This is a genomic window from Brevibacillus gelatini (assembly GCF_003710935.1).
Taxonomy (GTDB): domain Bacteria; phylum Bacillota; class Bacilli; order Brevibacillales; family Brevibacillaceae; genus Brevibacillus; species Brevibacillus gelatini.
Map to the genome: position 1 here is coordinate 138,417 of NZ_RHHS01000039.1, position 26,461 is coordinate 164,877.

Here is a 26,461-nt window from a genome sequence, read left to right on the forward strand (position 1 = left end):
TTTTAATCCAAGGAGTGCGTGAGAAAATGGAGAAAAAAGTATTAATTGTCGGCGGGTATGGGACCGTCGGCAGCCAAATCGCGAAAATTTTGCACGATCAAAACCAGGAGGTGCAGTTGCTCTTGGGCGGCAGACATCCGGGAAAGCCGCTTCCCTTCGCTTCCCCGCGGCTGCATTCGCTGCTCGTGAACACGACCGCGCAAGATCCGCTTGCCCACGCTCCTGATGACTTGTCGCTCATCATCAACGCGGTCAACGATCCGGATGATTCCCTGTTGCTTGCCGCCGTCTCTCGCCGCATTCCAGTTGTCGACATTACGCGCTGGACCGAGCGATTCTCACGTGCAATCGAGCGGCTGAGCAAAAGCGAGCTGCAGTCTCCTGTTGTTCTCGCCTCCGGCTGGATGGCAGGCACGCCCGCCCTGTTTGGCAAACTGTATGCCGCTGACCTGCAGGATGTGACAATCGACATTTTTGCCCTGTACGCCATGCAGGACAAGGCCGGGCCGGATTCTGCCGCCTACATGAACCGTTTGACCATTCCGTTTGACGTCTACACGAAAGGCGCGGCGAGAACGGTCTTGCCCATGTCTGATCCGCTTGCCGTTACATTTCCGGGCGGCTTTCGCACGAACTGCTACCGGCTGGACACTCCCGATCACCTGACGCTCGTGCAGGTGCCGTCTGTCTCCTCCGCCAGCTTCCGCATCGCTTTCGATCAGAAATGGGCGACGACGGCGCTAGTTTCGCTCGTGCGCAGCGGCATATGGAAGCTGCTCGGGCAAAAGCTGCGGCAAAGCATCCTGTACAACCCGGGCCAGGGCGCGGCTCACGAAGTCGTCGTTCAGATCGAAGGTAAAGATCAGCGCGGCGTGCGCATCCGTCGCCAGATAGAGATCAGCGATCCGAACGGACAAACTCATTTGACGGCGACAGGCGCGGCCATCCAGGCCCAGCGCATACTGGCAGATGAGGGCACAGCCGCGACACCAGGCATCTTTTTTCCGGAAAGCTTGGCTGCGTCGCAGGCCGATGAGCAGTGGATCACTGCTTACTATAAATCAGAAGGGGTGAAAATACAGGTAAAGCTATGAAAAAAAGAGTGGAGCAGTCTTCGCAACTGTCTCCACTCTTCGCAAGTTTTTGCAACATCAGCGTATTATTCAAAAAACGTCCGCGGGGATTTGCGCCATTCGCCCAGGATGCTCTCTTGCTCGGCGGTAATCACGCCTTGCTCTTTTGCTGCCTCAAGCAGTGCCGTGTAGTTGGAAATCGTCGTGCAAGGAATGCCTGCTTCGGCAAACAAAGCTTCGGCATCGGGGAACTGGTAGCTGAAAATCGCCACTACGCCAAGCACTTCGCCGCCTTCTGCCTGAACCGCCTGTGCTGCTTTCAGGGAACTGCCGCCTGTGGAAATCAAGTCTTCGATCACCACTACTTTTTGCCCTCTTGACAGCGCACCCTCGATCTGGTTTTGTCTGCCGTGGCCTTTGGCCTTGTCGCGCACGTAAATCATCGGCAGGTCGAGCAGCTCCGCGACCCAGGCCGCGTGCGGAATGCCCGCCGTAGCTGTTCCTGCCACGACTTGCGCGTCCGGACAGCGCTCCTTGATAAGCGCGGCAAACGCGCCCGCAATCGCCCGGCGCACATGCGGATAAGACATCGTGATCCGGTTGTCGCAATAAATCGGGGACTTGATCCCGGAAGTCCAGGTAAAAGGCTGTTCCGGGCGCAGGTGAACCGCTCCGATTTCCAAAAGGTGCGCCGCAATCTGTTTAGCCGTTGTCGTTGTCGTCATTTCTTCCATCCCTTCCCGCGTGAATGCTTGTTACGCACGGTCTGCCTCGACCGCTGCCACAATGCTTTGCCATACGCCTGCCGGATCGCTTGCTCCGGTGATGGCGCGTCCGATCACGAGATAGTCGCTGCCCAGGCGGAATGCCTGTTCCGGCGTCGTAATCCGCGTCTGGTCGCCCTGGTCTGTCCCCAGCGGGCGAATGCCGGGTGTGACGGTGACGAACGAGTCGCCCGCCGCCTTTTTAATCAGCGGCACTTCCAGCGGCGAAGCGACAACCCCGTCCAGTCCAGCCTGCTTGGTCAGCTTCGCGTAGTGTACCACTACGTCTTCCACCGTGCCTGGAATCGCAATTTCGTGGTTCATCGTTTCCTTGCTTGTTGAGGTCAGCATCGTCACGCCGATCAGGAGAGGACGAGCAGCGCCAGCCGCTGTCCCCTGCTCCAGTCCTTCCCTCGCCGCTGCCATCATCGCTGTGCCGCCAGCCGCATGGACGTTGACCATGTCCGCTCCGAGACGGGCAAGGCTTTTCATCGCGCCTTTTGCTGTGTTGGGAATGTCGTGCACCTTCAAGTCGACGAACACCTTCAAGCCTTGTTCTTTCAGGTACGCAACGATGGCAGGCCCTTCGGCATAGGCCAGCTCCATCCCCACTTTTACGTAGCGGATATGCCCTTGCAACCGCTCCAGGCATTTTTTCACTTCATCCATGCTGGAAAAGTCGAGCGCAACAATCATACGCTCCCGCACATCTGTCAGTTGTTGTTGCACACTGCTCTCCCCTTTTTTCTTCCTGTCTAATGGCTTGGGTCCGTTTATGCAGTCACCGTAGCGACTTTGGCACCTGCGCGTTGGGCAGGCATCGCTTCTGTCGAGAAGGTGATCGTTTCCAGTACGTGCAAAAGAGCCGAAGCTGTATCCAGCGACGTCAGGCAAACTGCGCCGTTTTCCACTGCCTCACGGCGAATGCGGAAGCCGTCGCGCTGCGGCGTTTTGCCTTTGGTCAGCGTGTTGAGTACGATCTTGGCCTCGCCGGTATGGATTACGTCGAGCAAATTCGGCGTGCCCTCGGACAGTTTGTTGACACGGGTCACAGGCAGGCCAGCCTGTTCCAGATAATCCGCTGTGCCCGCTGTCGCCATCAGCTTGAAGCCAAGCTGACGGAAGCGTTTCACGATGGCGAGCGCCTCTTGCTTGTCTTTGTCGGCAACCGTGACGAGCAAGGTGCCTTGCGTCGGGATGTTCATGCCTGCTGCGAGCAGCCCTTTGTACAGCGCCTTGGCGAGGGTGCTTTCGCGGCCCATGACTTCCCCGGTGGATTTCATTTCCGGTCCGAGCGTAATATCGACGCGGCGCAGCTTCGCAAAGGAGAACACGGGCACTTTTACCGATACGACCGATTCTTCCGGATGGTAGCCAGGCGTGAACCCTTGCTCGACGATCGAGTGGCCGAGAATCGCTTTCGTCGCGATGTTCGCCATCGGGATGCCTGTCACCTTGGACAGGAACGGCACGGTACGGGACGAACGCGGGTTCACCTCGATCACATACGGACGGTCTTTGTAGATGACAAACTGGATGTTGAGCAGCCCTTTGATTTGCAGCGCCCGCGCGATCTTCGTCGTCATTTCGATCAGTTCATCCTTGATCGCCTGGGACAATGATTGCGGCGGATAAACCGCAATGGAGTCGCCGGAGTGCACCCCTGCGCGCTCGATGTGCTCCATGATGCCCGGGATCAGAACATTTTCCCCGTCGCAGATCGCATCGACTTCGGCCTCTACGCCGACCATGTAACGGTCGACCAGTACCGGATGATCCGGGTTGACCTTCACCGCTTTTTCCATGTACTCCAAAAGCTCAGCCTGATTGTAGACGATCTCCATGGCGCGTCCGCCAAGCACGTAGGATGGGCGCACGAGTACCGGGAAGCCGAGTGCTTCCGCTGCGACCACTGCTTGCTCCACAGAGGTTACAGTCTTGCCTGGCGGTTGCGCGATGTCGAGGCTGCGCAGCAGCGCTTCGAACTTCTCGCGGTTTTCCGCTGCGTCGATGTTTTCCAGGCTCGTTCCCAGAATCTTGATGCCGCGTTCCGCCAGCTTGTCAGCCAGGTTGATCGCGGTTTGACCGCCGAACTGGACAATTACGCCTTCCGGTTTTTCCACATCGAGAATGTTCATCACGTCTTCAATGTACAGCGGCTCGAAGTACAGGCGATCCGAAGTGTTGAAGTCGGTCGATACCGTTTCCGGGTTGTTGTTGATAATCACAGCCTCGTAGCCTGCTTCGCGCAATGCCCAGACTGCATGCACGGTCGCATAGTCAAATTCGATCCCCTGGCCGATGCGAATCGGGCCGGAGCCGAGCACGACCACGCGTTTTTTGCCTGTTTCGATGCGCTCGTCCTCTACCTCATAGCTGGAGTAGTAGTACGGTGTTTGCGCCTCAAATTCGGCTGCGCACGTATCGACCATTTTGTACACAGGGACATAGCCTTTTTCCTTGCGCAGCGCGCGGACTGCCTCTTCCGTCTCGCCGCACAGTTCGGCGATTTTGCGGTCGGTGAAGCCCATCCGTTTTGCTTCAAACAGCTTCTCCGCCGTCAGGCCGTTTGCCAGTTCTTTTTCAAAAGCAACCATTTTCTGGAACTTGTGCAGGAAGAACAGGTCGATCTTCGTCAGGCTGTGCAGTTGCTCGATGGTCCAGCCGCGGCGCAGCGCCTCTGCCAACAGGAACAGACGCTCGTCATCCGCTTGCACCAGACGGGCTTTCAGTTCCTCCTCGCTGATTTCTTCTGTTCCTTTGATCTCGATATGGTACGTGCCGATCTCCAGAGAACGGATCGCTTTCATGATCGACTCTTCAAAGGTGCGTCCGATTGCCATGACTTCGCCAGTCGCCTTCATTTGCGTGCCGAGCTTGCGGTTGGCAGACTGGAACTTGTCAAAAGGCCAGCGCGGGATTTTGCTGACGATGTAGTCGAGTGTCGGCTCGAAGCAGGCATACGTTTGTCCCGTTACCGGGTTTTTCAATTCATCCAGGGTGTAGCCGATGGCGATTTTCGCCGCCATTTTTGCAATCGGGTAGCCCGTCGCCTTGGAAGCGAGCGCAGACGAACGGCTCACGCGCGGGTTTACCTCGATGACGTAGTATTGGAAGCTGTGCGGATCGAGCGCGTATTGCACATTGCAGCCGCCTTCGATGCCGAGTGCGCGGATGATGTTCAGCGCAGACGAGCGCAGCATTTGATACTCGCGGTCCGCAAGCGTCTGGCTCGGCGCTACGACGATGGAGTCACCCGTGTGCACGCCGACCGGGTCGATGTTTTCCATGTTGCAGACGACGATGCAGTTGTCGTTGGCGTCGCGCATGACTTCGTACTCGATTTCTTTCATGCCGGCAATGCTGCGCTCGATCAGGCATTGTGTAATCGGCGAGTATTTCAGGCCGCTCGCCACAATTTCGCGCAGGCTTTCTTCGTCTTCGCAAATGCCGCCGCCAGTTCCGCCCAAGGTGTAGGCAGGGCGCACGATGATCGGGTAGCCGATTTCATTGGCAAAATCTACGGCTTCCTCTACGCTGCTGACAATCACGGATTCCGGTACCGGCTCGCCCAGCTCTTTCATGAGCGCGCGGAACAGCTCGCGGTCTTCCGCCTGCTTGATCGATTCCAGCTTCGTACCGAGCAGCTTCACATTTTCCTCTTCCAAAATGCCCGCTTCGGCAAGAGCGACGGCCATGTTCAGACCCGTTTGTCCGCCGAGCGTAGGCAAAAGTCCGTCCGGCTTTTCCTGGCGGATGACACGCGCGACGAACTCAGGCGTGATCGGCTCAATGTACACTTTGTCCGCCATGTTCGTATCCGTCATGATGGTCGCCGGGTTGGAGTTAATCAAGACAACCTCCATGCCTTCTTCCTTCAACGCTTCGCAAGCCTGTGTGCCTGCGTAGTCAAACTCGGCGGCCTGACCGATGACAATCGGACCAGACCCGATGACGAGGATTTTTTTCAGATTAGCGAGTTTTGGCATGAGTCTTTTCCTCCTTAGCGGTTTCCAGCATCGCAAGAAACTGGTCGAACAGATAGCCGGAGTCGTATGGGCCTGGCGCCGCTTCCGGGTGGTACTGGACGGAGAAGGCGTTCTTCGCTTTGTTGCGCAGCCCTTCGACAGTTCCGTCGTTGAGGGCAATATGGGTAACTTCCAGCTCCGTTTCTGCGAGCGAATCTTCTTTTACAGCGTAGCTGTGGTTTTGGGAAGTAATGTATGTGCGGCCGGTTGTCAGCTCTTTTACCGGATGGTTGCCGCCGCGGTGTCCGAATTTCATTTTCATCGTGTCGGCGCCAGAGGCGAGCGCGAACAGTTGATGGCCGAGGCAGATGCCGAACAACGGGTATTCTCCCAGGATGCTGCGAATCATTTCGATTGCTTGCGGCACGTCTTTCGGGTCGCCAGGGCCGTTGGACAAAAGGATGCCGTCTGGCTGGATGCGGCGGATTTCTTCTGCCGTCACGTTGTACGGCACGACTACCACGTCGCAGTTGCGCTTGGTCAGCTCGCGCAAAATGCCGTGCTTGGAGCCGAAGTCTACCAGTACGACGCGATGGCCTGTGCCTGGGCAGCTAAATACGCTTTTGGTAGAGACGCGGGAAACTTGATCGGTCATCAAGGTGGTGTTGTTCAGGGCGGCGAGCAGTTCGGCCAACGGGGCTTCGCTCGTCGTAATCATGCCCTTCATCGTGCCGTGGTAGCGGATTTTTCGCGTCAGCATCCGCGTGTCCACGCCAGCAATCCCGGGGATGTCGTATGTTTTCAGCAGCTCATCCAGCGTGTTCGTATTCCGCCAGTTGCTCGGCATATCGCAATGCTCGCGGACGACGAAGCCGTGAATGTACGGACGAACAGCTTCGAAGTCGTCGCGGTTGATCCCGTAGTTGCCGATCAGCGGGTATGTCATGGTTACGATCTGCCCGCAGTAGGACGGGTCAGACAAAACCTCCTGGTAGCCTGTCAGTCCTGTGTTGAAGACGACTTCCCCGTAGGATTCCTTCGTCGCTCCGAACGCCGTTCCGATAAATTCTGTTCCGTCTTCCAAAATCAATCTTGCACGCATCTATGCTCCTCCTCCATTTTCGTGTCAAAGCCGCCTTCTCCCGCGGACACTGGCTGCCAGTCTCTAGGCGTCATGATGGACGATCTTGCCGTCTACCAGTGTCAGGATCGGCCATCCTTTGCACGCCCATCCGGCGAACGGTGTATTGGTTCCTTTGCTCGCAAAAGCTGTCGGATCAATCGTCTTTTCCGTGGTCAGGTCAATGACAGTGATGTCTGCTGCCGCCCCGACCTCCAGGCGTCCGTATGGCAGCCCGAAAGCTTTCGCTGGCTCTACTGTCAAAAGTTCAACCAGTCTTTGCAAAGTCAGCTCGCCTGTTTGCACGAGGTTCGTGTAGAGCAGCGGGAAGGCCGTCTCCAGACCGACGATGCCAAATGGCGCACGGGCCATGCCGTTTGCTTTTTCTTCCTGGGTGTGCGGCGCATGGTCTGTGGCGATCATGTCAATCGTGCCGTCTTTGAGTCCGGCGATCAGTGCTGCGCGATCCTCGCGGGAACGAAGCGGCGGATTCATTTTCCAGTTCGTATCCAGGCTGTCCGGGATGTCCTCGTCGCACAGTAGCAGGTGGTGCGGTGTCACTTCGCACGTTACGTTGACACCGGCGCGTTTTCCGTCGCGCACCAGACGCACGGATTCTTTGGCACTGATGTGGCAGACGTGGTAATGCACACCTGTCTGCTCCGCCAGCAAAATGTCGCGTCCGACGTGGATGGACTCCGACTCGGAAGGAATGCCGGGCAGTCCGTGGCGTGCAGCGAACACGCCGTCGTGCAGGGCGGCTCCCGGGATCAGCAGGTCTTCGTCCTCGCAGTGAGCCACGATGGAGATTCCGAGCTCGGCTGCTGCTTTCATCGCTTTTTTCATCATCGCCGTCGACTGTACGCCGACACCGTCATCGGTCAGGGCAAAAATTCCCGCTTCTTTCAAGGCGGCGAAGTCTGTCAGTTCTTTTCCCAATTGGCGTACGGTGATTGCGCCGTACGGAATCACGCGCGCCAGTCCCGCTTCGCGCGCTTTGTCCAGGATATAGGTCACTGTATCGACGCTGTCGATGGACGGGCGCGTGTTCGGCATGCAGGCAATCGTGGTAAAGCCGCCGCGCACCGCCGCTTTTGCTCCGGTTGCAATCGTTTCTTTATGCTCGAAGCCTGGCTCGCGCAGGTGGACGTGGACGTCGATCAGTCCCGCGCTAATCATCCCGCCTTTGCAATCTACCCATTCATGGCCGTCGCGGGAAAGCTTCTCCCCGATCCCCACGATTCGTCCGTCTTCCACCAAAATTTCTGCCGGAGTGAGTTCCCCCGCCTGATTCAGTACGTTGCCGTTTCCAAGGATGATTCCCATTTTCTCTCGCTCCCTTTCAGCAAAGTTTCCAGCACTGCCATTCTCGCTGCGACTCCGTTGGTTACTTGTTTTTGAATCAAGGATGTTTCGCATTCTACCAGATCGGTGTGAATTTCAACTCCGCGATTGACCGGGGCCGGATGCATGATGACCGCGCCTGGCTTCATCATTTTGGCCCGCTCAAGTGTGAGCCCGTATGACTTGTGGTACTCTTCCTTGGAGACGTAGAGCGTTTCGGCATGGCGCTCCAGTTGTACGCGGAGCATCATTACGACGTCTGCTGTCTGAACCGCTTCCTCCATGCCGACAACCTTGACGCCTTGCGGGGTTTGCGCTGGCATCATGGAAGGCGGGCCTGCGAGCATCAGATTCATGCCCAGCTTCGGCATGGCGTGCAGATGCGAGCCGAGCACACGGCTGTGACGCAGGTCTCCGATGATTGCGACCGTCAAGCCTTCCAGCATCCCGAACTGCTGCTTCATGGTCAGCAGGTCGAGCAGACATTGGGTCGGATGCTCGTTTGTTCCGTCGCCCGCGTTAACCAGCTTCAGGTCGACGCTTTGGGCGAGCTCTTGCAGCAGTCCTTCTTTTTTCGTGCGGATCACGGCTGCTTCCACGCCCATCGCTTCCAGCGTGCGGATCGTGTCGTACACCGTCTCGCCTTTTACGGTGGAGGAGGTTTCCGGAATGAAGTTCAACACATGTGCGCCAAGTCGCTTTTGTGCCACCTCGAACGAAAAACGGGTTCTGGTGCTGGCTTCAAAGAACAGGTTCGCCACAAAGCGGCCGTGCAGAATGTCGGCCTGCTCGCCCGGTCTCTCGGCCCAGTGCTGCGCGCGTTCCAGGAGCTGGACGATCTGTTGCTTGGACAAGTCTTTCAGGCCAATCAAGTGCGCTAGGTTGTTCATGGAAATCCCTCCGGTTACTCTGTTTTTTCCTGTTTTCTCGAAAGAAAAAGCTTCCTGTCATGCTCGCCTCTCGAAAGGCAAGCGAGACAAGAAGCCGATCCGGCGCCATTTTTGGGCAGCCAAAACAGCGTTCTCTGCCTTGCCAGCCTCTCGGGACTGGATTTAAAGGTACGAGGAACGTTTTAGGCAATTTGTTTTTCGTCTTCGCGGGACGCTTCCCCCATCGCGGACTCTTTGCCCGGCAGGATGAGGTGCAGGAAGATTCCCAGGAAGGTGGAGAATGCGATATTGTCAATGGTCAGGTCGCTGAGCAGCCCGATTCCGGCAAAGCTGATTTTGTATCCGCCAATTCCCGTTACCAGAATGGCAGCCGCGACGATCATATTGCGTTTGTTGGCAAAATCCACTTTGTTTTCGACGTACATCCGCAAGCCTTGCGCAGCGATAATCCCGAACAGAATGATGGAGACACCGCCGAGCACCGGAGTCGGGATTGTCATCAGCAGGGCGCTGATCTTGCCGATGAAGGCGAATATGATGGCAAATACCGCAGCAAGACCGATAACGGCTCTGCTGTATACGCGTGTGATAGCGAGCACCCCGATGTTTTCACCATAGGTCGTTGCAGGCGGTCCGCCGATGAAAGCCGCCAGGGAAGTAGCGATCCCATCCCCGAGCAGGCTGCGGTGCAGGCCCGGATTTTTCATCAGGTCGCGATCCATGACCTTGCTTGTTACCAAAAGGTGGCCCAGATGCTCGGCCAGGGTAACGAACGCGACTGGCGCGATGACGAGCGCGGCGATCCAGGCTGAACCGTCACCGATGACACTCATCACTTCGCCCACCTTGAATGGCGGAGCGGCAAACCATTCTGCTTCCCTCAACTTTTGAAAATCAATCAGTCCAGGGTGACGCACGAGCGTGTACACATAACCGACGATAATTCCGATCAGGATGGGAATCAGACCAAGGAAGCCGCGCAGCAGCACCGCTGCCAGGATAGTCACCAGCATGGTCACGAGCGAAATTTCAATCGAGGTCAGCGAAATTTGCGGCTGGTTGTTGACGGTCACTTTCGTTGCCATATCTACCGCAACACCTGCCAGACTGAGCCCGATGACGACGATAACCGAGGCAATCACGACCGGAGGAAGCACTTTGTCCAGCCATTTGACCCCTGCCTTTTGCACGATGGCGGCTACGACGATGTACACGATCCCTGACAGAAAACAGCCGAGCAAGGCCGTTCCGACTCCGTGCGACGCCGTTACTGCGATAATCGGACCGATGAAGGCGAAGGACGAACCAAGGTAGTTCGGAATTTTTCCTTTGGTGATAAAGAGGAACAACAGCGTCCCGATCCCGCTCGTCAAAAGGGCGGTAGCGGCATCCAGTCCGGTCAGGATCGGCACCAGCACCGTTGCTCCGAACATCGCAAACAAGTGTTGAATGGACAGTGGCAACAAATTGGAAATATGTGGTATTTCGTCAACATCTACATAGTTTTTTTGGCTCATGACTTTATCTTCCCCCTAAGCTTCTTTTTCTTTCTTCTCGTTGTCTTTCGCTTTTGTTCTGTTACAAACAAAAAACCTCTTTGTGCGGACACAAAGAGGCCAGCTTCACCATGATGCGCATGGGAAGATTCCTGCCTCTTGTCGACCTCACGGGATCGCTATTAAAGAGGGTTCCTATATTTAGATGAGTTGGCGGATGGACACAATATCCATCAGGTCTACCTCCGACAATTGCACATCGACGATTTCGGTGCGTGCTGTCGGCAAATTTTTCCCAACGAAATCCGGGCGAATCGGCAACTCGCGATGACCGCGGTCAACGAGTACCGCAAGTTGAATCATCCGCGGACGCCCGCTGTCGATCAACGCATCCAAAGCGGCGCGTACCGTCCGTCCCGTATAGAGTACGTCATCCACGAGAATGACGGTTTTTCCCGTAATTTGCTCCGGAAGCTGCGCGCCTTGCAGGACCGCGTCCTCCGATTTGTGCTGGAGATCATCGCGGTAAAACGTAATGTCCAGCTCTCCGACTGGTACTTTGACGTTTTCGATCATCTCGATTCTTTCAACCAGACGCTTCGCGAGGTAAATTCCTCTGGTCTTGATGCCAACGATGATACAGTCCTCGACACCCTTGTTTCGCTCGATAATTTCGTGGGCGATGCGAGTAAGCGCGCGGCGGATGGCCGCTTCATCCATGATGACACTTTTGTTAATCATCTCGATCCCTCCTCGACGGGAACTGTGGCTTTACGAAAAAAGGCTCCTTGTCAGGAGACAAGAAGCCGCAGACAAAGAGGCCAGCTTGCGCCATGCCTGATTGTCGATCCGTGCCCTTGCCAGCCTCACTGGACTGGATTTAAAGGTTCCTTTCGTCAATTAGGATTATGTCACGAAACAAGCCCGGTGTCAACGCAATAGAAAGAAATCTAACTATTCCAATAGACGGCGATCCATTCCGGCAAGTAGTTGGCGTAGTAGCCAATATCTCCGGTAATGCCTTTGACCAACTCGCTTTCTTTTCCGTCTGCCTGATAGAAAAGCGAACCGCTATCGACCTGGTCGAGCCGCAGGAACAAAAGCTTGCTTCCATCCGGTGACGGAGACGGATAATAATCAGCTGTTTGCTCCGCACCTTTTGTCAGAGGCTGTTCTGCGCCGTTTGCATTCCTTGTCCAGATGCGTTGGCCAGGAACCATCATCTTGTCAGTATCAAACGCATGGTCTGTCGCTTTTCCTCTGGAGAAAAACAGCGTGTACGGCGGCTTTGCCGACCAGACCGGATACGTGTCCACGCTGTCAGCCGGACTCGCCGAGACGACTTTTCCGTCGCGACCTGCCAGCTTCAACTGTTTGTTTTTGGTCGCCATCCGGTCCGTACCGTCGATGAAGGCGAGCTGCTGGCTGTTCGCCGTCCAGGCGAGCCACTGCGGGTAAGCCAAGCCTGTGCCCAGCTCGATCGGCTTTTTCGCTGGCTGCTTCAAGTTAAACAACTGGATCGGCACGCCGTCCGCAGACAGCGAAGCGGCGTTGTATTGCACATAGTAGGCGACAAGTTGACCGTCGGGCGATACCTTCATCCCCGTGGCCGCCAGCCCGTAGATGTCTTCTTCGCCATTGGGCGGTTCCGCAATCGGATAAGCAGCCAATGGCTGTCCGGCCAGATTTTGCAGGACGAGAGTCATCGGACGGTTTTTCGCCGCCGCTGTGGAAGTCAAAAGCGCTTCTCCGTCCGGCATCCAGGTGAAGTCGTAAAATTCGGCAGGCGTCTCGGCTCCTGCAACCACTTCTCCATTGTCGCGGATGTCTTTGAGCACGAGCAAGGTTCGCGACTGCTCGCCGCTACCGATCTCGACGGTATAAGCCACCTGGTTTCTTTTCGGCGACCATTTCGGCACGCCTGTCACGGGCCTGTCGTCGAGCTGAACCGCTCCGCTGCCATCCGCGCGGACGAGCCACAAGTAGCCGGGAGCAGAATAACGGCTATCTCCTTTGTATTGCACGAACAAAAGCCATTGGCCATCACCGGACCAGCCGACGATTTCCGCCAGCCCGTCTTTCGTAATCGGCTTTGGCGTGCTGTTTTTGTCCTGCAGATTCAAAACAAACAACTGCTGATTGCTCGTAAAGGCGATTTGCGCCGGGACGGTCACTTCCTTGTTGCTTCTCGTCGGAAGTTCCCTCTGTTCGGCCGCCAGGGACTGCCCGCCCGCAAGCGTCAGCATGCCGAGCATCGCCGCCACACAAGTTACTTTGCGCCATGTTCCCTTCATCGAATCCTCTCCTCACCAGGACAGTATTTGAAAAAAACGCCAGAAAAAGCGGCTTCCTTCTTCTAGCGTTTTCGCATCGCAAAACCTTTATGTGCAATCACAAGCTAGCAGGGGCAAGCAGCAAAAAGCGGTTGCCGTACAAATCCTCAAAAATTGCTTCCGTCCCGTAGACGACTTCGACAGGCTCGCTGACAAACTTCACGCCGCGCTCGCGCATCGTTTCATACGTCTGCCAAAAATCGTCCGTCTCCCATACCCACATCGGGTTTTTGCCAACAGCCGCAAGCATCTCCCGGGCGATTTCCTCCCGATGCCAATGGGTAGGATCATGCAGCACGATCTCCGGCTCCTGACCGGGAAGGCCGACCGTCAACCAGCGCGAGCCGTCGTCCATGCGCGTATCCATCCGTTTTTCAAAGCCGAGCTTTTCCGTGTAAAACTGCAGAGCTTCCTCGCAATCGCGAACGTACAGTGTCACATGCGCCAGTCTTTTCAGCACTTGCCTTCCTCCCGTCTCTTTTTAAGCCTGTCTGAGAAAATCTATAAGATCGGTCAAATCTTTTGGCATCGGCGCCTCGAACTCCAGCCGCTCCTGCGTGCGCGGATGGGTGAAGCCGAGCGTCTTCGCATGCAGGGCCTGTCCGTCGATCTCCAGCGTGTTTTTCGGTCCGTACTTCGGATCGCCCGCCAGCGGATAGCCAATGTATTTCATGTGGACGCGAATCTGGTGCGTTCGGCCCGTCTCCAGCTTCAACTCCACCAGCGTGTATTCCTTGAAGCGCTCCAGCACGATAAAATGCGTCACCGCAGGTTTGCTGTTTTCAAAGACGACCGCCATCTGCTGGCGATTTTTCGGATCGCGTCCGATCGGCGCGTCGATCGTCCCCATCTCGTGCGGAATGACCCCATGGACGATCGCGACATACGTGCGCGTCACAGAGTGATCCTTCAACTGTTCAGCCAGGCCGATATGCGCCTTGTCATTCTTTGCGACCATCAGCAGCCCTGACGTGTCCTTGTCGATGCGGTGCACGATTCCCGGGCGAAGGACGCCGTTAATGCCGGACAAATCTTTGCAGTGCGCCAAAAGTCCGTTGACGAGCGTGCCGCTGTAATGCCCCGGAGCCGGGTGCACGACCAGTCCGCGCGGCTTGTTGACGACGACGACATCGCTGTCCTCGTAGATAATCTCAAGCGGCATCGGCTCCGGCTTGATCGCCATTTCCTTTGGCGGCGGAACGCGCAGCGTAACCTCGTCTTCTGTCTGCAGCTTGTAGTTGTTCTTGACCGGCTCCCCGTTTACCGTTACGCGGCCTTCCTTGATCCACGCCTGCACCTGCGAGCGCGACCAGTCTTCATTTTGCAGCGTGATGAACTTGTCGATCCGCTCGCCTGCATCCTCAGGCTCCACGTTCCAATCATAACGTTCAAACAATTGCGTGTCGTTCATGTTTGTCTCCTCACAAAGTTACTGTCCGTACTCGTCTAGTATCACCGAAAAACAGCATTACCGTCCGCTTTTCCTGCCTTCCAGGAAAACATCCAGCAGCAAAATGCCGACGCCGATGGTAATGGCCATGTCCGCGACGTTGAAAATCGGGAAGTTAATCAGGGTGAAATCCAAAAAGTCCACGACTTGTCCAGTCGTTGCACGGTCGATAAAATTACCGATGGCTCCGCCCAACACGAGGGACAATGCCAGAGATGCCCGCGGCTGTTTTTTGCCAAGGCGAATCAGCGAAACCACAATGCCGACGACGACGACAACCGTAATGACAATAAAGAGCCAGCGCTGATTTTGCAAAATGCCAAACGCGGCCCCCATGTTGCGGTGCGAGGTGAGATGAAACACATCCGCGATCAGCGGGATGGATTCTCCCCGCTCCATATTGTTCACTACAAGGTGCTTGGTCCACTGATCCAGTCCGATAATCACAGCCGCAATTAGAAAATACAACAATGGAATGTCCTCCTTCATCTGCTTCGACCAGCCATGAAAACACAATGTCAAATGCTCATTTTACCAGAGTGCGCTTACGTGAACAAGCGCCTCGCCTTTTTGTACAGCCGATACCCTTTGCGCACCCCGTTGAGCACCCACAACGGGATTTTCCAGCCCCGATCCTTCAAAAACGGAAGGTATATCTTGTAGTACGCCTTGCGCAAATCCCGCCACTTGCTGTCCGGAACGTTCTTGTAGTAGTCCGAGACGTCAATAAGATACCCCCGCCCCCGGTCCATCAGCACGTTTTTGCCGTGGACGTCGTGCGGGTACAGCCCTTTTTCGCGCGCTTCCTTCAATGCCTGCTCCACGTCCTCGATCACCTGGGGCGGGATCGGGATGCCAAAGCGAACGCAGTCGAACAGGGAAATGCCGTTGACTCGCTTGATGACGAGATAGCGTTCGCCATAGTCGTACATCATCGGAAACGAGCGCGTCTTTCCGAGCTTCTTGTACACCTCGATCTCCTGCTCCCAGCCTGGTCGGCCAGGCGCGTACAGCTTGATGACCACACGCGGATAGTCGGGATGGGCAAAGACAGCGGCGTAATTGCCGGTACCGACCAACTCCCACGGATAGGGCGTGTGCAAGACAACGACAGGATCGACAGGCGACTGGCTTTCTACCTTTACTTCTTTCAAAAAAGCTTGCAACACTTCTCGGTCAATGCGCATAGGTCCCCATCTTTCATCTTATATACCGACTTCATAAGTTGATTCTAGCAAAACTCCAGACGGACCGTAAACGCAAAAAGAAGAACGATGCAGCTTCGTGCCCGTTCTTCCTGACAACTTTTCATACATTGATTTCCGAAAACCAGTCCTGGATCGCTTCCTGCAGCCTGGAAAGCGCGGTCGCGTTCGTCGCTTCGCAGTAGATGCGCACCAGCGGCTCCGTGCCCGAAGGACGAATGAGCACCCAGTGCCCTTCTTCCAGAAGCAGCTTGATCCCGTCCATTCTGTTGATTCCTTGCACCGCATACGGTCCGACCCTTGCAGGCGGCGTCGTCACCATTTGCGAGATCCACTTGTCTTTTTCCGCAAGCCGCATGTCGAGGCGCGTATGGAACAGCTCGCCGAATTGATCGTACAGCTCACGCAAAATCTGGTCGATCTCCTTGTTTTCGTGGGCGACCAGTTCTGCAAGCAGCAGATTGATGAGTACCCCGTCTTTTTCCGGGATATGGCCGAGTATACTGGCCCCTCCGCTCTCTTCTCCACCGATCAGGACGTCTCCCTTGCGCATTTGCTCCCCGATGTACTTGAAGCCGACTGGCGTCTCTACCAACTCCAGCCCGTAATGCTCTGCCATGCGGTCGAGCAAATGCGTCGTCGCTACCGTGCGAACGATTCGCCCGGTCAGCTTGCGGTTTTTCACCAGATGATGGGTCAGCAGGACGAGTACATCGTTTGGCGGAATGTACTGTCCAAACCGATCCACGACGCCGAACCGATCCGCGTCGCCGTCATTGGCAAGCCCCAGCGTCGCCTTGCGCTCCAGCACTTCTTTTTTCAGCAAGCCGAGGTGCCTGTCGTTTGGCTCGGGCAAATCTCCGCCGAAAGCCGCGTCGGGCGTTTCCCGGATTGCGGCCGTCTTTACCCCGGCTTCCGCGAGAAGCGAGCTGACATACCCCATGCCTGCCCCGTGCATCGCGTCTACCACGACATGCAGGGACGCCCCGCGCAAAATGTCCAGGTTGACCATGCGCCGCAGGTGCGCCTCGTAATGGGGGCGCAGCACGATCACTTGCAAGAGCCCGTCACTGGCCGCATCTGCCAAAGATACCGTCGGCACCTTTTCGGCGGATGCGATCTCGTTGATCCACGCTTCCAGACGGGCGGTGATTTCGGGCGTCGCCGGGCCTGCGTACTCGGGAATGTACTTGATGCCGTTGTATTCAGGCGGATTGTGGCTGGCGGTGACCATGATCGCTCCGCTGGCCGCAAAATGCTTGACCCCGAAGGCGACAGCAGGCGTCGGGGCCGCCTCGTTGACCAGGTAGGAGCGGATCTTGTTTGCCACAAGCACGCTGACAATTTCCTCGGCGAATCGCCGACCGAGAAAACGCGTGTCATGCCCGACCAGAATGGGCTGGTCCTGCTGGCCGATTTCTTTTGTATAGCTAGCGATAGCTTGCGCGACGATGCGGACATTTTCCATCGTAAAGCCGTCCGCCACGATGTCTCGCCAGCCGTCTGTACCGAAACGGATTGCGGTCATCTTCCTCTCTCCCCTCGTTAGCGCAACTCATTCACTTTTTCCAGATAACGCAGAACAGTAGCCACGAACGTAGCATGAGACCAGGTCAAAGGCGCAACCGATACGGGGGCACCCGAATACGGGTCAAGCTGCTCGGACAGCACGCCGCTTTGCAGCGAATGGCGCACGACCCAGAGAAGCCTGTTTTTCGGCTCTTGCAGTTCTGCAAGCGATTTGGCCTTGGCGATCTCCCAATCCGCCACCCAGAGCGTGCAGATGATCCACGGGTTTCCCGGCACTCTGGCAATATCGTGCGACTTTTTGAAGTAGTAGTCGCCCTGGTAGCGGGCGAAGCCGCCTACTTCCGTGTCGACCCGCAGGCTCTTTTTCACGGCCTCCATCGTCCGCTGTACACGCGGATCGTCCACCGGGAAAACATCGAGCGCAAACAGCGCGTGCAGGCTGCTCTCCACCGTAAAATCTTTTTCCACACCGCCATCCGGGCGCAAGTAAATGCCGCGCAAAAACCGGCCGATGCCAGGATCGTACAGATGCTTTTCCATGGCAGCGCGAATGCTTTTCGCGCCGTCCTCGTAGCGCTTGTACCTGTGGTCGTCGCCGAATAGCTGCGCAAACCGCGCGGCAGCCATCAAGCCTGCGTACACCGCGGCGCTCGTGAACGTGAAGATGCCGCGCCGTTCCTCCCACAAGTCATAGCTTGGCTTCGGCAATCCCAGGGCGGGGTGAACGTACTCCAGCAAAAAGCGTGCGGCCGGACGAACCAGTGTCGGGTACAGCGCCTGGCAGTCTTCAATTTGCTTGCCGCTCTTGTACTGCTCCCAAAGGGCGTACAGAACAAGCGCCGTTTCATCCTCCTGAATCGGGAGCTGGACTTCACCGTCTACAATGTACGGATGCCAGCTGGAGCCGACAGAGCCGTCCGGGTTGTACTTGTGCTGCAAATAGCCGTCTTCGTTTAAGACTTGCGCGCAAAACGTAAAAAACGGAGCGACCGTTCCCGTATATCCGGCCTTCGCCATGGCGCTTGCAATCAGCGCCCCGTCCCGCGGCCACATGTAGCTGTAGTGGTCACGGTTAAACTGGAGAATGTCGGAGTCGTTCGCCGCGAGAATCGCTCCGTTCTGGTCGATCTGCGTGCGCACGAGAAGCAGGCTGGTCTTGTACAGATGGACGACCTCGGGGGGAAGGTCGGCGAAATCCCGCTCTTCCTTGTTCACCCAGCGCCGCCAGTACACAGCCACCCGGTCCAACAGCCGATCCGGGCTGTTGTCCAGCACGTACTGGTTCAACGTTCTCACGGCGTCGTACGAATTCCCGACGCACAGCCAGTAGTACATCGTTTTTTCCTCGTGCGGCTGCAAAACGAGGCGAAAGGAAATCGTACTGTCCACGGAGCCTTGCGCAATCGGATTGCCTGCGAGCACTCCATCCTCGGCGTCGCGCCACGTTCCTTCCGCATAGTTGAACCGCTTGATGCCGACGCTGAACTGGTCGATCCCGCCTTCCGGTGTTTTTCCGTTGGCCATCACGTACACATTGCGTTTGTAGTGGTAAACGGTGCAAAGAATCGGGTCGTACACGGCCGTATCCCCGACTTCCGTCTCGTTGAGGCTGAAATCGTGATTGAAAAACAGCCTGATTTCCCGCGCCTCGTGGGTATGGTTGCGGACGCACACTTTTTTCAAATAAATCGGCTCGCGCTGGTGCACGCCATCTGCGATATGCAAGGAGACGGCCAGATGCTCGTGTTGGGCATGAACATCCGTCACCAGCGACTCCCGGTCATAGCCAAGCTTCCGCTTCCAGCCGTCCTCATCGAGCCAGGAAAAACGTCCCTGCACCCAGATTCCCAGCTTGCTGAAATGTCCGCCGACATGATTCAGTTGGCCTACATATGGATAGTAGAGATCGCGCATGTGCAGCCTGTCGTCAAAATTAATCAAAAGCTTCCCGTTCCCGACGACGAGCGGTCTTGGCATGCCTTCACATCCTTCCTTCCCGTACAAAGGCTGTCGATTCTCTTTTCCTTCATTGATACTCCGTAATCCGTCTGGCGTAGGAGGAGGCGAGCGTTGCCGCCGTTTCGGCTGTCGCTCCCTGCGAGATGACCTTGACGTGCGAATCTTCCGAGTCAGGCAAAATCAGCACCCAGCCGTTCGTATCGTAAACCTTGATCCCGTCCACAAGCTCCAGCAGCTTGCCTTTGTTTTCCTCCAGCACCTTGCGCATGACTTTGCCTTTCGCTCCCCATGGACAAAAAACCGTTTTGCGCTCCATGTGGCACGCGGGCAGAAGCTTCAAGAGCACGCTGAGCGGCTTTTTCTCCCGGGCCAGGTAGGACAGAATGCTCATCAGGCTGTACACCGCGTCAAACAGCGGATGGAAACGCTCGTCGGATGCCGCCTCCATCATGGCGCGCGGCGTTACTTTCGTCCGCACGACCTCGATTTGCAGCAGCCCGGCGAGGTGCTCCAGCTCGGCTGGCGCGCTGACTGGCAAGCCGATCCGTTTGTGGCGGCCGCTGCACGCCAGAAGCTGCAAGGCGAGCAACTGCTCCGTCGAGAGCTTCGCGCCTTCCTCGGTGAACAAGGCGAACGTTTCTCCATTTTTGTCCAGGCGAATGCCAAGATCGGCTTTGTTTTTGCTGATGCCGTCCTGGATCGCTCCATACGTGACCGTCACGCCCAGCTCGTGAAACAGCGGGGCGAGGAAGCCCGGGAAAAACCGCTGCTCGCTGTCGATCAACAGGTGAAAACGCTGGCGCTGAATGGACGGCACATCAAGCTGCTCAACCAAGGCGCGCAAGTAGGCTTCCTGGACCTGATGCTCGACATGCAACGCGCCCAAATGGTGCAGGTTGCGCACATACGTCTCCTGCCAGTAGGCATTTTCGATTTTCCGCTTCATGTCGCGCGAGATCGGCAGTCCTTTCTGGTCGAAGAACTGGAGGACGATCTCTTTTTCCTCGGCCGTTTCGCTCATGAACAGATGGATGCCGCCGACGCACACAAGCGAACGGACGCCGTAGCGGATGAGCGGTGCATTTCCCACGCCGAGATCGACCGTATCCATTCCCGAGGAGCACAAGCTCGTCATGATGCTGTGCTTGAGCAGTTGGGCAAAAGGGTTCGGGCATGCAGAGAGCGCGATTTTGCTGCCGGGCTTGTGCAGATAGGCGTAAGCGGCAGCAAGCCGCGTCACGAACTCCGGCGTGATGTCGACATTGGCCATGCCTTTGATGCCGCTGTTTCCGAACAAATTTTTCATTTGCTTCCTGCCGTAGATGAGCGAAGTCGTCACAATCGCGCTTTCGCCCACTTCCTTGTCCGGCCAAATCTTGACGCCTGCCTTCACGACGGACTTGGCTCCGATCAGGCAATTGTCGCCGATGACCGCACCGTCTCCTGTTTGCACGCAATCGGCAATGCGCACATTGCGGCAGAGCGTCGTTCCGCTGATCTCCGTCTTTTTCCCGATCACGTTGTTCTCCCAGAGAATGGCTCGCGACAGCTTGCTTCCCGAGGAGACGACGGTGTTGGCTCCGAGCACGGTATATGGCCCGACCGCCACTCCCGCCTGCAAGTGTACATTTTCACTGATATAAACCGGCCCCTCCAGGCGAACGGAAGAGTCGACACGGACGTGATTTTCCAGAAAAATGCGCGGGGCAATTTCCTGTGCCTTGATCTCCAGATTGACTCGGCCGTCCAGCAGATCGAACTGTGCCTGCCGATATACTTCCAGGGAGCCAATGTCCGACCAGTACCCGCTCGCTTCATAGCCGTAGAGCGGCTTTTGCTCCTGTAAAAAGTACGGAAAAATTTCCTTGCTGAAATCGACTTCTTTTTCTGCTTCTATGTAAGACAGCACTTCCGGCTCGCAGACGTACATCCCGGTGTTGACGGTATCGCTGAACACTTCCGCCCAGCTTGGCTTTTCCAGGAAACGGGTAATGCGCCCGCGCTCATCCGTCATGACGACACCAAACTCCAACGGTGTCTCCACACGGGTGAGAATCAGCGTGGCCAATGCTTCATTTTGCTCATGGAAGCGGATCGCCGCCAACAGATCAATGTCTGTGAGCGTATCCCCGCTGATGACGAGGAAGCGTTCGTCGAGAAAATCGGCGCAATTTTTCACACTGCCCGCCGTTCCGAGTGGCGTCGTCTCTTCAAAGTAAACGAGCGAAACACCGTAGCGCGAACCATCGCCAAACGTATCGCGAATGACATCAGGCAGGTACTGGAGCGTGACGGCTATCTCTGTAATTCCGTGCTTTTTCAGCAGATCAATCGTGTACTCCATGCACGGCCGGTTCAAGAGTGGCACCATTGGTTTGGGAGTATGGGACGTTAACGGACGTAGTCGTGTTCCTTTACCACCAGCCATAATAACTGCCTTCATCTTTTTTCCTTCCTCCTTCATCCTCGTTGCGATCCTGCACGGTTTGAGCCTATATGTCCGAAAGCGTCAGGCGTTGCACGCCAAGCGATCGGTATTCCTCCATGGTCTGAATCGCCAAAGTCGTCCAGTTGTAGCGGTGCAAGACATCGTGTCGCGCTGCTTGCGCCATCTGACGCCGTTTTTCCGGATCCCGCAAAAGCCAGCGGAGCTGATCGGTGAGTGAGTCGGGATTTCCCGCGTACATCGTCGCCCCGTTTTCTCCGTGCCGGACGATTTCGCGAAGTCCGCCCGTATCGGCCACCAAGACAGGTACTCCCAACGCCATCGCTTCCAGAGCCACGATGCCAAACGGCTCATACAAACTGGGAAAAACCGCGAGATCAGCCAGCAAAAACAGTTGGTCACGCCGTGCGTCGTCGACAAAGCCGAGAAACTTCACGCGATCCGCTATGCCCATCTCTTCCGCGCGCCGCTGCCAGTGCCCCTGCATCGGCCCTTTCCCCGCGATGAGCAGCGTGGCGTGACCGAACTCGTAGCGCAGTCTGGCCATCGCTTCGAGCAGCAGGTGCACTCCTTTTTCCTGCACCAGACGTCCGACGAAAAAGAGGACGGGGCCGTCGCCAATCGCCAGCTCTTCGCGCAGCTTGCCTTTGTCGAATGCCGGTGGCACAGCGAGATCAACACCGTTGTATATGACGCGCAGCTTCGACTGAGGAATCTCGAACAGCCGCTGCACTTCCTCAGCCATGTAGTGGCTGCAAACAATGACCCGATCCGATGCGTGGGCCAGTGTTCGCTCACTCTCGTGAATCCGCTCCTGCAAGGGCGTGTGAATCCCTTGGTGTCGTCCATGCTCCAGGGCGTGAATCGTGCTGATGAGCGGCAGCGAGTATCGCTCCCTGATTTCCATGGCGGCCCAGCCGACCAGCCAGTCATGGGCGTGAATGATGTCAGGGCGAACCCCTTTGTGCCACAAACGCTCGGTGGCATCTGCCATCGCCAGGTTAAGCTGGAACACCCATGACAGAAAATCTTCCTGCTCTGCCGGGAGGTAGGTGGGCAGACGGTGTACGCGAACGCCATCCATGACTTCCTCTGCCATGTTCCCGTCCGCTGCCCGGGTCAGCACATGCACCTCCAGGCCCTGGCGCACCAGATGCCGGGCGAGATCGTAGACGGCGCGACCCAATCCGCCCACGACGTGCGGCGGAAATTCCCAGGCCAGCATCAGGACGACTCCGGATGGTTCGGGCCCTTTGCTTGCCGCAACGAGCTGACGAGATACGTTCACTCTATGCGTCTGTTTAGGCAAATAGTACGTCTCATCGATGTGGGGAAAAATCGGGAAAGCTGTCTCCATCCCGGCAATTTTTTCTTCGTCCAGTCTGTTTTCGCGAAGCATCGCGAGCAGCTCGCGCATGCCCGCCAGGTGATCGTGGGTCCGGCGCACCGCGTATTCGACGACGGTTTGCCCATCCATGATGAACGCCCAGTCGCTGCTTTGTGCCAGCATCAGCTCTCTGGCCGCCTGGCGCAAGGCGCGGCTGGCAAGCTCGCGATACGCTGGCTCCTCCCCGCCATTCTCGTAAAAAGCGCTAACCGCCTCAATCAGGTCGCGCTCTGCCTGATGCAGATGCCGATAGATCCAGCCGTTTTTTTCATTCAGCCACACTTCCCCGTAGCCGTTGCGTCCCCAGGTGGACATCGGCAAATATCCGCGGTCCTGCTCAGGGTATTCGGCGAGGTACTCCGAGGGGGTAATCAGCTTCACCTTCTCTGAATCGCACGCGGTCTTGCGCAGCAAAAAGTCGAGAAATTGCGGCCCCTCGTACCACCAATGCCCGAACAGCTCGGCATCGTATGTCGCAACAACGAGCGGCTTGCGGTCCATCCACGCTGCCGCCGCTTCGACCTGACACTCCCGTTGGTACAGGAAGTGACCGGCATGCAAAGCGGCCTTTTCCCGCGCCCAGTCCGGCTCATACAGCTGCTTTTCCCCGTGGGGTCCCGTAATGCGGTGGTATTTCAATCCGGTATGTATGCGGATGCCGGCAGGATGAATGTACGGCTCGATATAGCTCATTTCTCTTTCAAACCCAATATCCCGGTAATATTCCCGGTAATCGTAATCGCCGGGATAGCCGTTTATGGAGCTCCACACCTGGCTGGAAGCAGCTTCATCTCTGGCAAACGCGGCCACGTCATGCGGCGTGCAGAGCGGAGCCAGAACGCCTCTTCGCGGCAGCGGCGTCGCGTGCTCGATCGTGTGGGAGTCGACGAAAAAGTAGTGCAGCCCTACCTCTTTCAGCAGCCGATCCAGCCCTGGCGTATAGCCGCACTCCGGCAGCCAGATTCCGCGCGGGCGCCTGCCGAGGATACGTTCGTGGGTGTCAATCCCTGTCCGCAGCTGCGCCAAAATCGCTTCCTCCGTCTCCACAAAAGGCAAAAACGCGTGTGTCGCCGCGCATGTAATCAACTCCAGGCAACCGCTGTCTGCCACCCGCTTGAAGCCTTCGACCAGCCGGTAATCCAGCTTGCTGCAAAACGAGGCGATCCCGCGAAACCGTTCCAGGTACATTTTGGCGAGCCGCTGTTCTTGCGGGTTGTTCGCCGCGCGCTTGACTTCTTTGCCTGCCAGCTCCACCGTTTTGGCGAGATGCGCACGAAACCGCGCCACGATCAGCTCGTCGTCGAGCATCGACAGCAAGGTAGGCGACAAGGCAAGCGTCATGCGAAACGCGATTTTGTCCGAAAGAAGCTTGTCAAATACCATGAGCAGCGGGATGTAGCATTCCAGCATGGCTTCGTACATCCAGCGCTCCTCCAGGCGATCGTCCCGGTCCCCGTGCCGTACGTAAGGCATGTGGGCATGCAGCACGAGGGAGAGATAACCGTTGTGCACTGTGGCCACCTCACTTATTTGGATGTTTTGGAATAGAGGGAATAAGAGGAAAAGTTCTCAAACCAGGCAGGTGTAGAAGGATCAAGTGCAGGCTCCACCAACGGCTCACCCCAGGCCGCTTTCGTATTTCGCGGAGTCACGACCACGTCCGAGCGCAAAATCGGACAAAAGCGACCATGCTCAAACAAACCGAAATCGACGATATACGTTCGCCCTGGCAACACGTCGTACACGTACCAGTGGTGTGCATCTTCGTTGACCAAAATGTCTCTTGTGGAATGGGCGTTTGTGCCATCAAACAGCCGTTCCGTCACGTCGTACAGGCGCAATCCCTTTTGAATATGGTGAAAATCTGCCCGCAAGTACGATGCCACCATTCTCATTCGCGGCCAGGTGATTTCCCAGTAGACGAACAGGACGGTCGGACCTTGCACCATCACCTTGACGACATCGCGCCCGTAAAAGTCCGGCAGCCGCCACCCCCCGTCTTGCCGGGATGATTGCGAAGTCGTCTGTCGGTTCTCCTGTGACACACGCTCCGCCTTCGCTCTGTCTTTTTGCAGACGGTATTTTACCTGGCCTATGGTCAAGCCGCATTCTTTGGCTATTTCCGCAATCGATTTGGATTGTGCACGCAATTCCAAAATTTTTTCCAGCATCGTGATGCGCTCCTTTCCGCCAAGTTTCCCTTCCGCTCCCCGCTTACGGATCGTCTTTGTCTATGCACAAGCTCATCATAGCGAAAGCTGCAAACAAAGGCTGTCGAACGCTGGGCGCACATCCCTTCTTCTTTTGTCGATCAACAATCATGTTTTCGTCACTGCCAAACAAAAGTCGAGAAAGCCGCTTTGGAAATCGCTTTCACAAGTCGAAGGCTGATACGCTTTTGTCCCCCTCTTCTTCGCGTACTTTACAATTTACAAAGACAACAGAATAACTATGCTTTGCTTTATGAAAAATGATTGCAAAACACGAGGGAAACAAGCGATTCTGTTAGGCAGGACTACTGCTTTTTTCGAGTGAGCCTTTTTTCGCACGTAAAAAAGTCCGTGCTTGCTGTCATAAGAACACGTAAGCGACGGACTTTTTTCACGACTATAGTTGATAGGGCTGTATACGGCAAAAAAGTGCAGAGTTTGGCAACCGTTTTTGATACAATGGCAATTCACTAGGCTTTACATGGAGAGGCGGGCATGATAGACTTAATCCCCTTGCGAAACATTGGTATACCGCCTTTTCGGCTGCATAATCGTGAAGATCGCTCATTGCCAAACTCTGCACTTTTCGTTTGCCAAATACATATGGCAGCATCAACTGCCAATCAATTTATTTTTTTAAGGCTTTTTATGAATTTTTTCAGTTCCTCTTCATTGTTTACATTTGATTGTACATGATAATAATTCAGTTCATTGTACTGAATATTATTTCCGCTCAAATCCTGACTGGGGAGTATTACTACATCCCATACACCTTGTTTTTTTAACGAGCTATCCATACTAATCACATAGTCCTCGACTCGTTCAAACTCCTTGTCCACTCCTTTTGAGTCTGCGCTTGCGAACCACTGAATCATCTGGTGATAATCGTAATCCGATTTCTTTGTTTGAAATAATTCAATGTAATTCTCGCCGTTTCCATACGAGATCAGAAGAGACTCCTCTTTCAAATCCAAAATTCTTTTTTGCTCATGAAAACCATCAGGTAAGTAGTCTGGCAAGAATACTTGAAAGCTAAGTTTTTGTAAATCATCATTACTTACACTAGCGTTTGTACAAGCAACTAACAGAAGACAGAATAAGAAAGGAGTTATTTTTCTTAAAAACATCTGCATCACCGTTTCACAGTTTATTTCGGGTCACTAGCGTTGCATAAAAATCGCCAGGATTAATAAACTGATTTTTCCGAACTGAATTCCACTTCCAAATGGCTAAAGAACGGAGTGACCCACAAAGGTAGTTCCGTCTATTTGGCATTTATATACACT

At 55.8% G+C, this 26,461-nt stretch carries 20 protein-coding genes; 1 reads left to right on the top strand and 19 read right to left on the bottom strand.

What is annotated here, in order from left to right; translation table 11 throughout:
* The first annotated feature begins 26 nt into the window (after nucleotides 1-26).
* Nucleotides 27-1,094 carry a saccharopine dehydrogenase family protein gene (locus EDM57_RS16805; protein ID WP_122905841.1) on the top strand — a complete coding sequence of 356 codons (1,068 nt, stop codon included), beginning with the start codon at nucleotides 27-29 and terminating at the stop codon, nucleotides 1,092-1,094.
* Between the two features lie 65 nt (nucleotides 1,095-1,159).
* Here EDM57_RS16805 and pyrE read toward each other — a convergent pair whose 3' ends face one another.
* From pyrE to EDM57_RS16900, 19 genes are all read right to left on the bottom strand, one after another.
* Nucleotides 1,160-1,798: an orotate phosphoribosyltransferase gene (pyrE, locus tag EDM57_RS16810; RefSeq protein WP_122905864.1), complete on the bottom strand. Its 639-nt coding sequence runs from the start codon at nucleotides 1,796-1,798 to the stop codon at nucleotides 1,160-1,162.
* Nucleotides 1,799-1,828: 30 nt separating this feature from the next.
* On the bottom strand, nucleotides 1,829-2,566 hold the full coding sequence (gene pyrF / locus EDM57_RS16815) for an orotidine-5'-phosphate decarboxylase (RefSeq protein ID WP_122905842.1): 738 nt from the start codon (nucleotides 2,564-2,566) through the stop codon (nucleotides 1,829-1,831).
* 44 nt (nucleotides 2,567-2,610) lie between these two features.
* Entirely contained in the window at nucleotides 2,611-5,826 is a 3,216-nt protein-coding gene (carB, locus tag EDM57_RS16820; protein ID WP_122905843.1) for a carbamoyl-phosphate synthase large subunit, read from the bottom strand.
* Nucleotides 5,810-6,907: a carbamoyl phosphate synthase small subunit gene (locus tag EDM57_RS16825; RefSeq protein ID WP_122905844.1), complete on the bottom strand. Its 1,098-nt coding sequence runs from the start codon at nucleotides 6,905-6,907 to the stop codon at nucleotides 5,810-5,812. The genes carB and EDM57_RS16825 overlap by 17 nt, the downstream gene beginning before the upstream one ends.
* A 63-nt stretch (nucleotides 6,908-6,970) precedes the next feature.
* On the bottom strand, nucleotides 6,971-8,251 hold the full coding sequence (locus EDM57_RS16830; RefSeq protein WP_122905845.1) for a dihydroorotase: 1,281 nt from the start codon (nucleotides 8,249-8,251) through the stop codon (nucleotides 6,971-6,973).
* Nucleotides 8,218-9,159, bottom strand: a complete 942-nt coding sequence (locus EDM57_RS16835) for an aspartate carbamoyltransferase catalytic subunit (protein WP_122905846.1) — start codon at nucleotides 9,157-9,159, stop codon at nucleotides 8,218-8,220. Before EDM57_RS16835 ends, EDM57_RS16830 begins: the two co-directional genes overlap by 34 nt.
* A gap of 182 nt (nucleotides 9,160-9,341) precedes the next feature.
* On the bottom strand, nucleotides 9,342-10,676 hold the full coding sequence (locus EDM57_RS16840) for a solute carrier family 23 protein (RefSeq protein WP_122905847.1): 1,335 nt from the start codon (nucleotides 10,674-10,676) through the stop codon (nucleotides 9,342-9,344).
* Between the two features lie 180 nt (nucleotides 10,677-10,856).
* On the bottom strand, nucleotides 10,857-11,396 hold the full coding sequence (gene pyrR / locus EDM57_RS16845) for a bifunctional pyr operon transcriptional regulator/uracil phosphoribosyltransferase PyrR (RefSeq protein WP_122905848.1): 540 nt from the start codon (nucleotides 11,394-11,396) through the stop codon (nucleotides 10,857-10,859).
* 209 nt (nucleotides 11,397-11,605) lie between these two features.
* On the bottom strand, nucleotides 11,606-12,949 hold the full coding sequence (locus EDM57_RS16850; RefSeq protein WP_122905849.1) for a TolB family protein: 1,344 nt from the start codon (nucleotides 12,947-12,949) through the stop codon (nucleotides 11,606-11,608).
* 97 nt (nucleotides 12,950-13,046) lie between these two features.
* A complete protein-coding gene (locus EDM57_RS16855; protein ID WP_122905850.1) occupies nucleotides 13,047-13,448 on the bottom strand; it encodes a VOC family protein in 402 nt (133 codons plus the stop codon).
* Between the two features lie 21 nt (nucleotides 13,449-13,469).
* Entirely contained in the window at nucleotides 13,470-14,399 is a 930-nt protein-coding gene (locus EDM57_RS16860; RefSeq protein WP_122905851.1) for an RluA family pseudouridine synthase, read from the bottom strand.
* Nucleotides 14,400-14,456: 57 nt separating this feature from the next.
* The gene (gene lspA, locus EDM57_RS16865; protein ID WP_122905852.1) at nucleotides 14,457-14,909 is read right to left on the bottom strand and encodes a signal peptidase II; all 453 of its coding nucleotides are present in this window, start codon (nucleotides 14,907-14,909) and stop codon (nucleotides 14,457-14,459) included.
* Nucleotides 14,910-14,983: 74 nt separating this feature from the next.
* Nucleotides 14,984-15,625: a serine/threonine-protein kinase gene (locus tag EDM57_RS16870; protein ID WP_122905853.1), complete on the bottom strand. Its 642-nt coding sequence runs from the start codon at nucleotides 15,623-15,625 to the stop codon at nucleotides 14,984-14,986.
* A gap of 121 nt (nucleotides 15,626-15,746) precedes the next feature.
* Nucleotides 15,747-17,171 (bottom strand): phosphoglucomutase/phosphomannomutase family protein, encoded by a 1,425-nt coding sequence (locus EDM57_RS16875; protein ID WP_122905854.1) that lies wholly within the window; start codon nucleotides 17,169-17,171, stop codon nucleotides 15,747-15,749.
* Between the two features lie 17 nt (nucleotides 17,172-17,188).
* Nucleotides 17,189-19,150 (bottom strand): glycoside hydrolase family 15 protein, encoded by a 1,962-nt coding sequence (locus EDM57_RS16880; RefSeq protein ID WP_122905855.1) that lies wholly within the window; start codon nucleotides 19,148-19,150, stop codon nucleotides 17,189-17,191.
* 49 nt (nucleotides 19,151-19,199) lie between these two features.
* On the bottom strand, nucleotides 19,200-21,575 hold the full coding sequence (locus EDM57_RS16885) for a sugar phosphate nucleotidyltransferase (protein ID WP_122905856.1): 2,376 nt from the start codon (nucleotides 21,573-21,575) through the stop codon (nucleotides 19,200-19,202).
* Between the two features lie 49 nt (nucleotides 21,576-21,624).
* Nucleotides 21,625-24,477, bottom strand: a complete 2,853-nt coding sequence (locus tag EDM57_RS16890) for a 1,4-alpha-glucan branching protein domain-containing protein (protein ID WP_122905857.1) — start codon at nucleotides 24,475-24,477, stop codon at nucleotides 21,625-21,627.
* Between the two features lie 14 nt (nucleotides 24,478-24,491).
* A complete protein-coding gene (locus EDM57_RS16895) occupies nucleotides 24,492-25,136 on the bottom strand; it encodes a DUF4912 domain-containing protein (RefSeq protein ID WP_122905858.1) in 645 nt (214 codons plus the stop codon).
* Nucleotides 25,137-25,798: 662 nt separating this feature from the next.
* Entirely contained in the window at nucleotides 25,799-26,302 is a 504-nt protein-coding gene (locus EDM57_RS16900; RefSeq protein ID WP_122905859.1) for a hypothetical protein, read from the bottom strand.
* Nucleotides 26,303-26,461 lie beyond the last annotated feature (159 nt).

Bases quoted from the DNA above. Each gene is read 5' to 3' on its own strand.
- EDM57_RS16885 (WP_122905856.1), bottom strand. From the start codon at position 21,575: ATGAAGGCAGTTATTATGGCTGGTGGTAAAGGAACACGACTACGTCCG.
- EDM57_RS16805 (WP_122905841.1), top strand. From the start codon at position 27: ATGGAGAAAAAAGTATTAATTGTCGGCGGGTATGGGACCGTCGGCAGC.
- EDM57_RS16840 (WP_122905847.1), bottom strand. From the start codon at position 10,676: ATGAGCCAAAAAAACTATGTAGATGTTGACGAAATACCACATATTTCC.
- EDM57_RS16835 (WP_122905846.1), bottom strand. From the start codon at position 9,159: ATGAACAACCTAGCGCACTTGATTGGCCTGAAAGACTTGTCCAAGCAA.
- EDM57_RS16860 (WP_122905851.1), bottom strand. From the start codon at position 14,399: ATGAACGACACGCAATTGTTTGAACGTTATGATTGGAACGTGGAGCCT.
- EDM57_RS16850 (WP_122905849.1), bottom strand. From the start codon at position 12,949: ATGAAGGGAACATGGCGCAAAGTAACTTGTGTGGCGGCGATGCTCGGC.
- EDM57_RS16875 (WP_122905854.1), bottom strand. From the start codon at position 17,171: ATGACCGCAATCCGTTTCGGTACAGACGGCTGGCGAGACATCGTGGCG.
- carB (WP_122905843.1), bottom strand. From the start codon at position 5,826: ATGCCAAAACTCGCTAATCTGAAAAAAATCCTCGTCATCGGGTCTGGT.
- pyrR (WP_122905848.1), bottom strand. From the start codon at position 11,396: ATGATTAACAAAAGTGTCATCATGGATGAAGCGGCCATCCGCCGCGCG.
- EDM57_RS16830 (WP_122905845.1), bottom strand. From the start codon at position 8,251: ATGGGAATCATCCTTGGAAACGGCAACGTACTGAATCAGGCGGGGGAA.
- EDM57_RS16825 (WP_122905844.1), bottom strand. From the start codon at position 6,907: ATGCGTGCAAGATTGATTTTGGAAGACGGAACAGAATTTATCGGAACG.
- EDM57_RS16870 (WP_122905853.1), bottom strand. From the start codon at position 15,625: ATGCGCATTGACCGAGAAGTGTTGCAAGCTTTTTTGAAAGAAGTAAAG.
- EDM57_RS16900 (WP_122905859.1), bottom strand. From the start codon at position 26,302: ATGTTTTTAAGAAAAATAACTCCTTTCTTATTCTGTCTTCTGTTAGTT.
- pyrE (WP_122905864.1), bottom strand. From the start codon at position 1,798: ATGACGACAACGACAACGGCTAAACAGATTGCGGCGCACCTTTTGGAA.
- EDM57_RS16895 (WP_122905858.1), bottom strand. From the start codon at position 25,136: ATGCTGGAAAAAATTTTGGAATTGCGTGCACAATCCAAATCGATTGCG.
- EDM57_RS16880 (WP_122905855.1), bottom strand. From the start codon at position 19,150: ATGCCAAGACCGCTCGTCGTCGGGAACGGGAAGCTTTTGATTAATTTT.